Genomic DNA, 12850 nt, shown 5'->3' with positions numbered 1-12850 from the left:
CGCGCGTCAGTCGCCCTCGACGGGAGCGGGGGAGGGCGATGGTTGAGGCTCCGGTTCAGGCCGGACCAAAGCCGGCGTGATCTCCCAGTCGGAAAAGGCGGCCCGCAGCGGCGCGAGGTCGACGCTCGTGCCATCGGCGGACGCGTCTTCCGGCCGGGTTGCCGCCAAGCGCACGAGCGCCTGCCGCCGGTCGACATCGATCAGGATTGCTGCACTATCCAGCCGATAGGCTGCTGCGAGCGCAGCGCGGAGTTGCTGGCCTTCGTGCACGGAGTCGGCGTGAAGTTCCGCTTCGCGCGTCGCTGTACGGCGCGCGTCCTCCGCCTCGGCAGTTCCACTGCGCAACTGGACGACCCGCGTGCGTACGCCCGGCCCCAGCCGCGCACGCGCGGAGCGCGCTAATTTTTCCTCGAGCGCGGGTATGAACGACGGAGAGATAACCACTGTCGAGACCTCCGGCCGTTGACCGCCGAAATCGATGGCGAAGCTGTCGATGATCGCTGAATCGCCCGCGTGATCTGCGAGGTCCTGCCGCAGCACGGAATTGGCGCGCGCCTCGCGAATGATGTTTGACAGGCTGACGACAAGCGGCACCGCGACGACGCTCAGCGCCGCGATAACGCCGACTGTCTGAATGCCCGTCTGCCTGGGCGAGAGATCTGCCCCGAAGCCGTTGAACCGGGCGACCAGTGCGGCCATTGCTGCAATCGCCGCGGTATTGGTGATATAGAGAAGCAGCGCGCCACCTGCGCTTCCGTATCGGCCTGTCACCAGTGCCCACCCTACGGTGGCCAGTGGAGGGATCAGCGCGGTGGCGATGGCGACCCCGACGATCGTGGCGGACGATCGCTTGAGAATGGCATACGCCCCGGCGAGCCCGCCGAATATCGCCACAAGCAGGTCGAGCAGGCTGGGCCGCACGCGGGCCAGGAGTGCGGGCGTCGCGTCGGTCATCGGCGAGAAGGCCGTCAGCAGGGCCCCGACCGCGATCGCGATGACCGTGCCTGCCGCGAGGGTCTGAAGCGACCGCCGCAACAGGCGGCCATCGAACACGGCGATGGAGAAGCCAAATCCCATGATCGGGCCGAGCAGCGGCGAGATCAACATCGCGCCGATTACGACCGGCGGGGAATTCATCAGCAGGCCGAGTTGCGCCAGCGCGGTCGCAAGGACGACCTGCAGGACGTAGCCGCGCGATAGCCGCGCATCGCGGGCGATGGCGGCGAGCGTGGCCGCGCGGCTATAACCCTTGCGGTTGCCATCGCGGTTGCGCGCCGGTTTCTTGAACGCGTCTCCGCGCCCCATGCCGGTGTCGGCGCCGGGGGCGTCATCGGCGGATGTGTCCGGTGAGGCAGGCGCGCCGGTCATGCAGCGAAGTCCGGCCTGCCGCCTGGCGTTACAGCTTTCCGGTCAACTCCGGCACCAGCTTGAACAGGTCACCAACAAGCCCGATGTCCGCGACCTGGAAGATTGGCGCGTCTTCGTCCTTGTTGATGGCGATGATGGTCTTGGAATCCTTCATGCCGGCAAGGTGCTGGATCGCGCCGGAGATGCCGATGGCGATATACACTTCCGGTGCGACGATCTTGCCCGTCTGGCCAACCTGGTAGTCATTGGGGACATATCCCGCGTCAACCGCCGCGCGGCTGGCGCCGACACCGGCGTTGAGCTTGTCGGCAAGCGGCAGGATCAGTTCGCGGAAGGTTTCGCCGTCCTTGAGCGCGCGGCCGCCGGAAACGATCACTTTGGCACTGGTGAGTTCCGGCCGTTCGTTCTTGGCGAGCTCCGAACCTTCGAACGTGGAAAGACCGGCATCGCCGGGACCGGAGACTGCCTCGACCGTGCCGCTGCCGCCCTCGGCGGGGGCCTTGTCGAACCCGGTTCCGCGGACGGTAATGACCAGCTTGGGATCGCTCGATTCGACGGTCGCGATGGCGTTGCCGGCGTAGATCGGCCGCACGAAGGTGCGATCGCCTTCGATGCCGATGATCTCGGAGATCTGCATCACGTCGAGCAGCGCGGCTACGCGCGGCGCGATGTTCTTGCCCGTGGTGGTCGCAGGCGCGAGGAACGCGTCGTGCGAGTCCATCAGCGCGGCGACGAGGGGCGCGATGTTTTCCGCCAGATGATGCTCATAAGCCGCGTCGTCAGCCAGGTGGACCTTGCCAACGCCAGCGATTTTCGCGGCCGCCTCCGCCACGGCGGCGCAGCCCTTGCCGGCAACCAGCAGGTGCACTTCGCCCAGTTTGCCGGCAGCGGTCACCGCGCTCAACGTGGCATCCTTCACCGCGGTGTTGTCGTGTTCGACCAGAACCAGCGTTTTCATCTCAACTTCCCTTCAAACCAGGACCCGTCCTGACCGTGCGTCGACTGCGCGCGAGATCATCGGATGCGGGTGAAACCGTTAGGCGATGCCCAGCGCCTTCATCTTCGCGACCAGTTCGTCGACATCCGCGACCTTGATGCCGGCCTGGCGCACGGGCGGTTCGGAAACCTTGATGGTCTTGAGGCGCGGAGTCGTGTCGACGCCGAAGTCTGCCGGGGTCTTGGTGTCCAGCGGCTTTGACTTTGCCTTCATGATATTGGGCAAGCTGGCGTAGCGCGGTTCGTTCAGCCGCAAGTCGGTGGTGACGATAGCCGGCATCGACAGCTTCACCGTTTCGAGCCCGCCGTCGATCTCGCGCTTCACGGTCACCTGGTCGCCGTCAACAGTGACTTCGTTTGCGAAGGTGCCCTGAGGGCGACCCATCAGCGCTGCGAGCATCTGGCCGGTCTGGTTCGAATCGTCGTCGATCGCCTGCTTGCCGAGGATTACCAGGCCCGGCTGCTCCGCCTCGGCGATGGCCTTGAGGATCTTGGCGACGGCCAGCGGTTCCACTTCGTCGTCGGTCGAGACGTGGATGGCCCGGTCGGCACCCATGGCAAGGCCGGTGCGCAGCGTCTCGGTCGCCTTGGCCGGGCCGATGGAGACCACGATCACTTCGGTCGCGGCACCTTTCTCCTTGAGGCGCAGCGCTTCTTCCACCGCGATCTCGTCGAACGGGTTCATGCTCATCTTGACGTTGGCCAGGTCGACTCCGCTGCCGTCGGCCTTGACCCGCGGCTTGACGTTGTAGTCGATCACCCGCTTGACGGGGACGAGGATCTTCATCGCATCGTTTCCTTCGCTTCGGCGCAGTCCCCGCGCCGTCTAGATAACCTTTACGTAAGCGTCAACGTGGTCAGGCTGCCTTCTTCACCTCTGCCACGATCTTGCGCGCGGCGTCGCCCAAGTCGTCCGCGCTGACGATCGCGAGGCCCGAGTTGTCGAGGATGGCCTTGCCTTGCTCGACGTTGGTCCCCTCGAGGCGCACCACCAGCGGCACCTGCAGGTTCACGTCCCGCGCCGCGGCAACGATGCCGTCGGCGATCACGTCACACTTCATGATGCCGCCGAAGATGTTGACGAGGATGCCCTCGACCGCCGGGTCCTTGAGGATGATCTTGAAGGCGGCCGTCACCTTCTCGCGGCTCGCGCCGCCGCCTACGTCGAGGAAGTTCGCCGGGAAAGCGCCGTTCAGCTTGATGATGTCCATGGTCGCCATGGCCAGGCCCGCGCCGTTGACCATGCAGCCGATGTTGCCGTCCAGCTTGATGTACGCAAGGTCGTACTCGCTCGCCTCGACTTCCGCTGGGTCTTCTTCGGTGGTGTCGCGCAGCGCCTCGATATCTGGGTGGCGGTAAAGCGCGTTCGAATCGAAGCTCATCTTCGCGTCGAGCACCACCAGCTTGCCGTCGTCGGTTTCGACCAGCGGGTTGATTTCGAGCATGGAGCAATCGGTGGCGATGAACGCGTCGTAGAGCTGCTTCGCCAGAACCTGCGCCTGCTTGTTGAGGCTGCCCTTCAGCTTGAGGGCGAAAGCCACCGCGCGGCCGTGGTGCGGCTGGAACCCGCCGGCCGGATCGACGGTGAAGGTGGTGATTTTTTCCGGCGTGTCGTGGGCAACCGCTTCGATGTCCATGCCGCCTTCGGTCGAGACGACGAAGGCGATGCGCCCGGTCGCGCGGTCCACCAGCAGCGACAGGTAGTATTCCTTGGCGATGTCCACGCCATCGGTCACGTAAAGGCGGTTCACTTCCTTGCCCACGTCGCCCGTCTGGACCGTGACGAGGGTGTTGCCGAGCATTTCGCGGGCGTTCGATTCGACGTCCTCGACCGATTTGGCCAGGCGTACGCCGCCCTTGGCTTCGGCGCCCAGTTCCTTGAACTTGCCCTTGCCGCGGCCGCCCGCGTGGATCTGCGCCTTCACCACGTAAAGTGGCCCCGGAAGCTGCTTCGCCGCCGCGACGGCTTCGTCCACGCTCAATGCGGCATGGCCCGCCGGTACGGCGATGCCGAATTTCGCGAGCAGTTCCTTCGCCTGGTATTCGTGGATGTTCATGGCTGCGTGCAGTCCTCTGGCAATTCGAAGCGGGGAGTCGGCTGGGGCCTAAGCATGGATCGATGCTCTTGAAAAGGCCGCGCCTGCCCGCCAATGCCGGGCGGATGGACGAGGCGCGATGATCGATTCCGGCCGCCTGGAGGCTATCGTCCGTGAAGCGGGCCGAATTGCCCACGCGATGTGGCCCGGCAACGGCCATGCGCTCGACTCGTGGGAAAAGAGCCCGGGGAACCCGGTCTGCGCCGCAGACATCGAAGTCGATGCATTCCTGAAGCGCCGGCTGGGCGGCCTTCTGCCTGCCGCGGGTTGGCTCAGCGAGGAGACGGCGGACGATCCGTCCCGACTCGGCAAAGGGCTGATCTGGCTGGTGGACCCGGTGGACGGCACGCGGGATTTTATCCGCGGGCGCAGTGGGTGGGCGGTGTCCGTCGCCCTCATCAGCGAACGGCGGCCGCTCATGGGTTTCCTCGCGGCCCCGGCCCGGGATGAATTCTGGTACGCGATCGCGGGGCAGGGCGCCTGGCGCAACGGGCGGAGGCTTCACGCATCGCGCAGGCAGCAGTTTGCAGGTGCCCGGGTGCCCGCGGATTCGCTTCCAAAGGAAGATCGCGACCTTGCGAAAGTGGCCAAGCCCAATTCGATTGCGCTGAGGGCGGCCATGGTCGCGGCGGACGAGGCCGACCTGCTCGCCACCCTGCGCTGGGGGTGGGAATGGGACATTGGCGCCGCCGCGCTGATCGCGCGCGAAGCAGGAGCGGCGGTGACCGACGCCTTCGGCCAGCCGCTGAACTATAACAAACGCGATCCGCGCGCCTTCGGCCTGCTGATAAGCGCGCCGGCGATTCACGCGGCCGCGGTCGCACGACTGGCCGGGCGGGCGAAAGCGATCGCTGGGTAGGTGCCAGCCTCAGGCAAGGGCAATGCCCGCGTCTTATAACGATATTCACCTTACCATGGCATCTGCGGGCGATGTTCGACCGTTTGATCCATTCCAAGCCGGGCGCCGGGCGCGCGCGGGGGAGCGTGCCGGCTATCAGATCGGCCGGTGCGGGATGGACCGCCCTTGGCCTGGCGTTCTTCGCCGTCATTGCCATTCTTTGGGGTGCGACCGCATCTCCGGCGCCCGGCAGCGCTTCTGCCATTTCGGCTCCACCGCCTGTCGCGAGCCCGCAAGTTGCGCAAAGCGCTGACCTGCGCCTCTATCGTAGCATTGCCGAGCGGGTCCGCGCGGGCGAAAACTACTACGTTGCCGCCAGTACCGAGCAACGTGCGCGCTCCTTCCCGCTGAAGCCGGGCGTGGCGATCCGCCTTCCGACGCTGGCGTGGCTCCAGGCCGCTCTCGGGGCAACGGGCACGATGGCCGCAGCGATAGTCCTTCTGATCGGTATCGCTGCCGCATGGTGGCGGCGCTTTGCCGCCGAAGGGGCGAGCCCGGCGGAGCGCAGGGCGGGAACCGCGCTGGTTTTGATCGGGTCCGCGCTCCTCCTCAATCCCGATTACCACGTATTGCACGAACTGTGGGCCGGGGCTCTGATCGCGTTCGCCGTCGGCATTCATCGGCCGAACCAATGGCTGGGCGCCGTCCTGGTCGGCGCGCTTGCGCTGGCGATTCGGGAGCTGGCATTGCCGTTCGTCATGCTGATGGCCGCGATGGCGCTCTATCGGCGGAACTGGCACGAAACGGCCGCTTGGGGCATCGTCGTCAGCGGCTTCGCGCTCGTCCTCGCCTGGCATCTTCACATCGTCTCTGGCTATGTCCTGCCGGACGATACGGTGGGACCTGGCTGGCTCGCGCTCCGCGGCCCTGCGGGCTGGGTGGGCAGCGTGATCTTGTCGAGCCCGCTGCATGTGCTCCCGGCTGCGTTCGGCGCCTTTGCGATCGCCGCATCGCTGCTGGGGTGGGCGGCGATGAGGGGCGTGGCCGGGGCGACGGTGCTGATGTTGTCGGTCGGCTACGGACTTGGATTCATGCTGGCTGGCCGTGACGACAACTTCTATTGGGGCCTGATTGTCACCCAGCTGCTGCTGGGCGGGATGGCCTTCGTGCCAAGGTTGTTCCGTGCCCTTGTCGACCTGGCAACCGCATGGCGCGCCACCCGGGTCTCTCGCGCGCTCGCCGAATAGGTATTTCAAGAAAAAGGGCCGGCAGCTCGTGGCTGCCGGCCCTAAATTCGCAGACCTCAGTATGACCCGAAGGACTGCGTGCGGTATCCGCTCATCTGGCCGCCTGGGCCTCCTGCTGGCTGATCGGGATGATCTTGATCTCGACCCGGCGGTTGAGCGGTTCGTTGACATTGTCGCCGGTGGGCACCTTCAGGTTGGTTTCGCCGAAGCCCATCCAGCGGATGCGCGCCGAACTCACGCCGCGGCTGACCAGGTGATTGGTGACCGCCTGTGCGCGCTGTTCGGACAGGCGCTGGTTGAACGACGCGGCGCCCACTGTGTCGGTGTAGCCGTACACGTCGATCAAGCTGTTCGGATATTGCTGCAGGCTGGCAGCCACGCGATCGAGCAGGGTCTGGAAGCCCGGGTTGACGGTGTAGCTGCCGGTTGCGAACGTCACGCCGTCGGGCAGGTTGACGAGGATCGCCTGGCCGCCGTCCGTTTCACTGACATCGATGCCCGATCCGGCGGTCTGGTCGCGCAATTCCTTGATCTGCTGGTCCATCCGGTAGCCAGCATAGCCGCCAAGGGCGCCGCCGGCGACAGCGCCGGCGATGCGGGCCGTGCGCCCACCGATCAGTCCGCCGAGCAGCGCGCCACCGCCTGCGCCCAGCACGCCGCCGATGGCGGTGCGCGAAATCTTGCGCTCCCCGGTGTTCGGATCGGTCACACAGGCCGTCACGGTGGTCAGCGAAAGCACGGCGAGGCCGGCAGTGATCTTGCGCGAAATGGTCATGGGCAGTTCCCCTTTTTGTTTCCTGTAGGCTGGCATGTGCGCAAACGCGCCATGCCCCTGAGGCGGGTGCGCCCGACCCGCACCTCGAACCGCTAAACGGCATGGCGCCCGCGCCGTTCCCGCTGGCACGCCTTCGCTTTTGTGCTAGCGCAGCGGCGTGACACCTTTTCCATGGACCGACCTGGTCATTATTGCCGGACTGATCGTCCTCAACGGCGTGTTCGCGATGAGCGAGCTGGCGATCGTTTCTGCCAAGACCTCGCGGCTGAAGTCCGCCGCGGATAAGGGAAGCGGCGCGGCCCGGACGGCGATGGCCCTTGCGGCGGACCCGGGCAAGTTCCTTTCCACCGTGCAGATCGGCATCACGCTGGTGGGCATCGTCAACGGCGCTTATTCCGGCGCGAGCCTCGGCGGTCCGGTGGGGGAGCGGCTCGCTGCCTTGGGCGTGCCGGCCGAATACGCGCCCCAGGTCGGCTTCGCACTGGTGATCGCGGTCACTACGTATGCCAGCCTGGTGGTGGGCGAACTGGTGCCCAAGCAGATCGCCTTGCGCGCCGCGGTGCCGATCGCCCTGGTGGCCTCGCGGCCGATGGCGCTTCTCGCGAAGGTGGCCGCGCCCGTGGTCTGGCTGCTCGATACCTCGTCGTCGCTCCTCATCCGCTTGCTCGGTGTGCGCCCGGCCGGCCAGGCGAGCGTTACGGCGGAAGAACTGCACATGATCTTCTCCGAAGCGACGCATTCCGGCGTGATCGAGCACGGGCAGAGCGAAATCCTGGCCGGCGTCGTGCGCCTCGCCGAGCGGCCGGTGCGCGAACTGATGACCCCGCGTAACGAGCTCGACTGGCTCGACCTGCAGGGCCCCGAGGTGGACTTGCGGGCGCGTATCGATGCCAGTCCGCACTCGTTGCTGCCGGTGGCCGACGGGTCGCCCGACAGGGTCGTGGGCGTGGTCAAGGTGCGCGAGGTGCTCAGCGTGCTGTTGGCGGGGGAAGCGGTCGACTTGCCCTCGCTGATCCGCAAGCCGGAGGTGATTCCCGACCAACTCGATGCGATGGACGCGTTGCGCACACTGCAACAGGCCGAAGTCGCGATGGCGATGGTGCACGATGAGTATGGCCACCTCGAAGGGATCGTCACCCCGGTGGACCTGCTCACTGCCATCGTCGGAAATTTCGCGTCAGATCAAGACCTTGGCGAGGCGCCGACGATCACGGAGCGTGACGACGGGTCGTTGCTGATTTCGGGCGCGCTGCCGGTGGACCAGCTCGCCGACCGACTGTGCATCGACCTGCCGGAGGATCGCGAATTCGCGACGGCGGCCGGTTACGTGTTGTGGAGCCTCAAGAAATTGCCGAGCGAGGGCGAGAGCTTCGTCGACCAGGGCTGGCGGATCGAGGTGGTCGACATGGACGGGCGCAAGATCGACAAGCTGCTCGCCATCTGCCTCTGACGCGCCCCGCGCCGTGCACGCGGCGTGTCAAAGAGAATTCTTATCAGGCGCGACATGCGCCGTGACGGGTTCTCCCCTTGCCACGTTGCGCCCGCACGGCTTCGCGGCGTGGTAGTCGGGACATGCCGCGCGCCCGATTCACGCGTTCATGGGAGAATCCGGGCCCGGCGCGGGCCCCGAATTCGTCAGCCCGGGATGACAGCCTGCGCGCCGGCCCCGTCGCCTTCTGGGGCGGCGATGATGTCGCGCGTCACGCGGCCTTTCGCGACGGTGTTCGTCTGCGGATCGCCGACCGCGGTACGGATGCCCGGAGCAGGGGTGCCCGCCCGGTCGAGCGCGCTGGTTTCCACGGCGCTGCGCGGGGCCGGGCCGCCGAACAGCACGTCGAGCGCCTGTTCGGCCGCGGTGCCTTCCGCCGGGCGCGGGGCGCCGGGGGTGGGCGGGGTGAGGCTGAAGTCAGGCGGCACGACCAGCGGCGCCTGGCGCTGCACGGCGAATTCGTCCGGCCGTTCGCGGTTGAGGAGCCCGCTCGACCCGCAGCCGGCAAGTGCCGTGCAGGCAAGGGCGATGAAAACCAGTTTGCGCATGTCTGTCAGCTCTCGAATTGCCGGTCCGGAACCGTGTCGGCCGGACTGTCGGGTGCCTTTTCGCGGATAAGCAGCGATCGGGCAAGGATGATCAGCACGCCGATGGTGATGGCCGCATCGGCGAGGTTGAAGATGAGGAAAGGGCGAAATTCGCCGAAATGAAGGTCGAGGAAATCGACGACGTAGCCGTAGTCGTAGCGATCCTTGATGTTCCCCAGCGCCCCGCCGAGGATGAGCGCCAGGGGCACGATGTCGGCCAGCTTGCGTTCGCGCATCAGCCACACCGTCACCACCACCGCGATCAGCCCCGTAAAGGCGACGAGGCCCCAGCGCATGGTATCGGACGTCGCGGTGAACATGCCCAGCGACACGCCGTAGTTGTGCGTCAGCGTGTAGTTGAAGATCGGCAGCAGCTCGATCGACTGGCCGAGCTGCATGCCGAGATCGTGGAGGATATACCCCTTGTAGGCCTGGTCCGCGACGAACAGCGCCAGCGCCAGGGCGAGGCCGATGAGGCGGTTGCGCAGCACCGGCGTCATGACAGCACCGTGTGGCAGCGGGTGCACAGCGCGCCGTCTTCGGGCACCTCGGGCAGCAGCCGCCAGCAGCGGCCGCACTTGGCGTCAGAGGTGCGGGCGGCGATCACCCGGTCGCCTTGCCCGCGGTGGACTGACGCGGTGATGAACAGTTCGGCGAGCGCGTCATCGGTAAAGCCTTCCGGCACCGCGTCAGCCGGCACCTCCACTTCCGCCTCCAGCCCGGAACGGACGATCTTGTCACGGCGCAGCGGCTCGATGGCTTCGTTGACCTGGTCGCGAAGGTTCCTGAGGCCCTGCCAGCGTGCGAAGTAACCGTCGTCGCCGGGCGCGAGCGCGTCCTGGCCCGGAAGCTCCGGCCATTCCAGCAGATGCACGCTCCCGCCGCCGGGATAACGGGTGCCCCACACCTCTTCGGACGTGAACACCAGCACCGGCGCGGCCCAGCGCACCAGCGCGTGGAACAGCGTGTCGAGCACGGTGCGGTACGCGCGCCGCCTGGGGTCGCCGGGCGCGTCGCAATAGAGCGAATCCTTGCGGATATCGAAGTAGAACGCGGACAGGTCTTCGTTGCAGAAGTCGATCAGCGTGCGGACGTAGGTGTTGAAATCGTAAGTCTCCGCCGCCTGGCGCAGCGCCGAGTCCACCTGGCCCAACAGGGCGAGCACGTAGCGCTCCAGCTCCGGCATATCCGCCGCCGCCAGCCGCTCGCCCTCGTCGAAGCCGTCGAGTGCGCCCAGCAGGTAGCGGAACGTGTTGCGCAGTTTGCGATACTGGTCCGCGACGCCCTTCAGGATTTCGTCACCGATGCGGTGATCTTCGGTGAAATCGACCGACAGGGCCCACAGGCGGATGATGTCCGCGCCGTAGGTTTCCATCACCTTGTTGGGATCGACCGTGTTGCCGAGGCTCTTGGACATTTTCATGCCCCTGGCATCCATCGTGAAGCCGTGGGTGAGGATCGCGTCGTACGGCGCGCGGCCGCGGGTGGCGCAGCTTTCCAGCAGGCTGGACTGGAACCAGCCGCGGTGCTGGTCGGAGCCTTCTACATAGATGTCGGCCGGCCACGACAGGTCGGGCCAGCGCCCGCTATCCAGCACGTAGGCGTGGCTTGTGCCGCTGTCGAACCACACGTCGAGGATGTCGGTTGCCGGTTCCCACTCGGCGGGATCGTAGGCCTCGCCAAGGAAGCGGTGCGCGGTGTCGGGCGTCCAGGCGTCGATGCCCTGCTCGCGCACAGCCGCGACGATGCGCGCGTTGACCGCTTCGTCGACGAGGTGTTCGCCGGTCTTGCGGTTGATGAACAGCGTGATCGGCACGCCCCACGCGCGCTGGCGGGAAAGGACCCAGTCGGGCCGCCCGGCGACCATCGATCCGATCCGGTTGCGGCCCTTTTCGGGGATGAACTTCACACGCTCGATTTCCGCGAGGGCGATCTCGCGCAGGGTCGGCGCGGCGCACAGATCCTCGTCCACGGGGTCGATCGCGCCACCTTCGTTCTCCCAGCGCTTTTCCTCGCGCGTCTTGGGGGAAAACTGCGTCAGCACCTTGTCCATCGGCACGAACCACTGCGGCGTGGCGCGGAAGATGACTTTCGCCTTGGATCGCCACGAGTGGGGATAGGAGTGCCTGTAATCCGCGCTCGCCGCCAGCAGCGCGCCCGCTTCGCGCAAATCCGAACAGATCGGCCCGTCGGGCGCGTTGAACTTGGGGTTGATGACGCTGCCCTGCCCGCCGAGCCAGGCCCAGTCGGCGCGGTACTTGCCGTCGGCCTCCACTGCGAACTTCGGGTTCAGCCCGTGCGCCTTGCACAGCTCGAAATCGTCCTCGCCGTGGTCGGGCGCCATGTGGACCAGCCCGGTGCCGGTGTCGGTGGTGACGAACTCGCCCGGCAGGAACGGTCGCGGCTCGGCGAAGAACCCGCCGAGGTGGTGCATCGGGTGGCGGGCGACGGTTCCGGCGAGGCGGGAGCCTTTAATCTGGGCTGCCACCATTTTGCCTACTGTCGCTGCCAAGTCTTCTGGCTCATCCGCGCTAAGCCAATGAAGGCTTTGGCCGATGCGCTGCTCGAGCTCACTTTTGAGATCGAAGGCGATCAAGAGTTTCCTGCCATCGAGCAATCCAAATAAGAAGTAGTCCTCCTCCGGCCCATAAGCGATCGCCTGGTTCACCGGGATCGTCCATGGCGTGGTGGTCCAGATCACCGCGTGCGCGCCGACCAGCTCAGGGATCGGGCTTTCCGTGATCTCGAACGCCACGTCGATCTGGGTCGAGACCACGTCTTCGTACTCGACCTCGGCCTCGGCGAGCGCGGTCTTTTCGACCGGGGACCACATCACCGGCTTGGCCCCGCGATAGAGCTGGCCGCTTGTCGCGAACTTCAGCAGTTCCTCGACGATGGTCGCCTCGCTCTCGGGCTGCATCGTCAGGTAGGGGTTGTCCCAGTCCGCCATTACGCCGAGCCGCTTCAGCTGCGCGCGCTGCACGTCGACCCAGTGCTGCGCGTAGGCGCGACATTCGGCGCGAAATTCGAGCAGCGGCACCGAATCCTTGTCGCGCTTCGCCTTGCGGTATTGTTCCTCGACCTTCCATTCGATCGGCAGGCCGTGGCAGTCCCACCCGGGGACGTAGGGCGCGTTCCTGCCCATCAGGTTCTGCGTGCGGCAGACCATGTCCTTGATCGTGTGGTTCAGCGCGTGGCCCACGTGCATGTCGCCGTTCGCGTAAGGCGGGCCGTCATGGAAGATGAAGCTGGGCCGGCCCCGCCGCGCGTTGCGCAGCTGTTCGTACAGCTTGTCGGCTTCCCACTTCGCCGCGATGCCCGGCTCTTTCTGCGGAAGGCCCGCCTTCATCGGGAAGTCGGTTTTCGGCAGGAACACGGTGTCGCGGTAATCGCGCGCGGGCTGGGGGTCGTCGCTCATGGCGCCGGTGGCCTTAGCGAGCGCCACGCGGGTAGC

General features: G+C 66.4%; 11 protein-coding genes. 3 read left to right on the top strand and 8 right to left on the bottom strand.

Translation table 11 applies throughout. The features are described from left to right. Nucleotides 1-6: 6 nt before the first annotated feature. From GRI40_RS08735 to sucC, 4 genes are all read right to left on the bottom strand, one after another. On the bottom strand, nt 7-1368 hold the full coding sequence (locus tag GRI40_RS08735) for a TIGR00341 family protein (RefSeq protein ID WP_160610956.1): 1362 nt from the start codon (nt 1366-1368) through the stop codon (nt 7-9). Nucleotides 1369-1396: 28 nt separating this feature from the next. Next, the gene (locus GRI40_RS08730) at nt 1397-2326 is read right to left on the bottom strand and encodes an electron transfer flavoprotein subunit alpha/FixB family protein (protein ID WP_160610955.1); all 930 of its coding nucleotides are present in this window, start codon (nt 2324-2326) and stop codon (nt 1397-1399) included. A 78-nt stretch (nt 2327-2404) separates the two neighbouring features. Next, entirely contained in the window at nt 2405-3151 is a 747-nt protein-coding gene (locus tag GRI40_RS08725) for an electron transfer flavoprotein subunit beta/FixA family protein (RefSeq protein ID WP_160610954.1), read from the bottom strand. A gap of 70 nt (nt 3152-3221) precedes the next feature. Beyond that, on the bottom strand, nt 3222-4421 hold the full coding sequence (gene sucC / locus GRI40_RS08720; protein WP_160610953.1) for an ADP-forming succinate--CoA ligase subunit beta: 1200 nt from the start codon (nt 4419-4421) through the stop codon (nt 3222-3224). 118 nt (nt 4422-4539) lie between these two features. On the opposite strand from sucC, the gene GRI40_RS08715 reads away from it, so the two are divergent. Both GRI40_RS08715 and GRI40_RS08710 read left to right on the top strand, forming a co-directional pair. Further along, nucleotides 4540-5319: a 3'(2'),5'-bisphosphate nucleotidase CysQ gene (locus GRI40_RS08715; protein WP_160610952.1), complete on the top strand. Its 780-nt coding sequence runs from the start codon at nt 4540-4542 to the stop codon at nt 5317-5319. A gap of 71 nt (nt 5320-5390) precedes the next feature. Continuing rightward, the gene (locus tag GRI40_RS08710) at nt 5391-6545 is read left to right on the top strand and encodes a hypothetical protein (RefSeq protein ID WP_160610951.1); all 1155 of its coding nucleotides are present in this window, start codon (nt 5391-5393) and stop codon (nt 6543-6545) included. 91 nt (nt 6546-6636) lie between these two features. Here the strand turns inward: GRI40_RS08710 and GRI40_RS08705 are convergent, their stop codons facing one another. Then, nucleotides 6637-7320, bottom strand: a complete 684-nt coding sequence (locus GRI40_RS08705; protein WP_160610950.1) for a YiaD family glycine zipper/OmpA-like lipoprotein — start codon at nt 7318-7320, stop codon at nt 6637-6639. 157 nt (nt 7321-7477) lie between these two features. On the opposite strand from GRI40_RS08705, the gene GRI40_RS08700 reads away from it, so the two are divergent. Further along, nucleotides 7478-8770: a CNNM domain-containing protein gene (locus GRI40_RS08700; protein WP_160610949.1), complete on the top strand. Its 1293-nt coding sequence runs from the start codon at nt 7478-7480 to the stop codon at nt 8768-8770. Between the two features lie 185 nt (nt 8771-8955). Here GRI40_RS08700 and GRI40_RS08695 read toward each other — a convergent pair whose 3' ends face one another. Genes GRI40_RS08695 through ileS form a run of 3 tightly spaced genes read right to left on the bottom strand, consistent with a single transcriptional unit; the run spans nt 8956 to nt 12814 of the window. Continuing rightward, nucleotides 8956-9357 (bottom strand): DUF3035 domain-containing protein, encoded by a 402-nt coding sequence (locus tag GRI40_RS08695; protein WP_160610948.1) that lies wholly within the window; start codon nt 9355-9357, stop codon nt 8956-8958. A gap of 5 nt (nt 9358-9362) precedes the next feature. Then, complete coding sequence (lspA, locus tag GRI40_RS08690; protein ID WP_202390173.1) at nt 9363-9896, bottom strand: signal peptidase II; 534 nt, start codon at nt 9894-9896, stop codon at nt 9363-9365. Next, a complete protein-coding gene (gene ileS / locus GRI40_RS08685) occupies nt 9893-12814 on the bottom strand; it encodes an isoleucine--tRNA ligase (RefSeq protein ID WP_160610947.1) in 2922 nt (973 codons plus the stop codon). The genes lspA and ileS overlap by 4 nt, the downstream gene beginning before the upstream one ends. Nucleotides 12815-12850: the final 36 nt, after the last annotated feature.

It is taken from the genome of Tsuneonella aeria (assembly GCF_009827495.1).
GTDB classification, from domain to species: domain Bacteria; phylum Pseudomonadota; class Alphaproteobacteria; order Sphingomonadales; family Sphingomonadaceae; genus Tsuneonella; species Tsuneonella aeria.
Note: the sequence above shows the minus strand (reverse complement) of the source record. Positions and strands in the feature narration are given on the sequence as shown.

Bases quoted from the DNA above. Each gene is read 5' to 3' on its own strand.
- GRI40_RS08705 (WP_160610950.1), bottom strand. From the start codon at position 7,320: ATGACCATTTCGCGCAAGATCACTGCCGGCCTCGCCGTGCTTTCGCTG.
- GRI40_RS08725 (WP_160610954.1), bottom strand. From the start codon at position 3,151: ATGAAGATCCTCGTCCCCGTCAAGCGGGTGATCGACTACAACGTCAAG.
- GRI40_RS08695 (WP_160610948.1), bottom strand. From the start codon at position 9,357: ATGCGCAAACTGGTTTTCATCGCCCTTGCCTGCACGGCACTTGCCGGC.
- GRI40_RS08710 (WP_160610951.1), top strand. From the start codon at position 5,391: ATGTTCGACCGTTTGATCCATTCCAAGCCGGGCGCCGGGCGCGCGCGG.
- lspA (WP_202390173.1), bottom strand. From the start codon at position 9,896: ATGACGCCGGTGCTGCGCAACCGCCTCATCGGCCTCGCCCTGGCGCTG.
- ileS (WP_160610947.1), bottom strand. From the start codon at position 12,814: ATGAGCGACGACCCCCAGCCCGCGCGCGATTACCGCGACACCGTGTTC.
- GRI40_RS08730 (WP_160610955.1), bottom strand. From the start codon at position 2,326: ATGAAAACGCTGGTTCTGGTCGAACACGACAACACCGCGGTGAAGGAT.
- GRI40_RS08715 (WP_160610952.1), top strand. From the start codon at position 4,540: ATGATCGATTCCGGCCGCCTGGAGGCTATCGTCCGTGAAGCGGGCCGA.
- sucC (WP_160610953.1), bottom strand. From the start codon at position 4,421: ATGAACATCCACGAATACCAGGCGAAGGAACTGCTCGCGAAATTCGGC.
- GRI40_RS08735 (WP_160610956.1), bottom strand. From the start codon at position 1,368: ATGACCGGCGCGCCTGCCTCACCGGACACATCCGCCGATGACGCCCCC.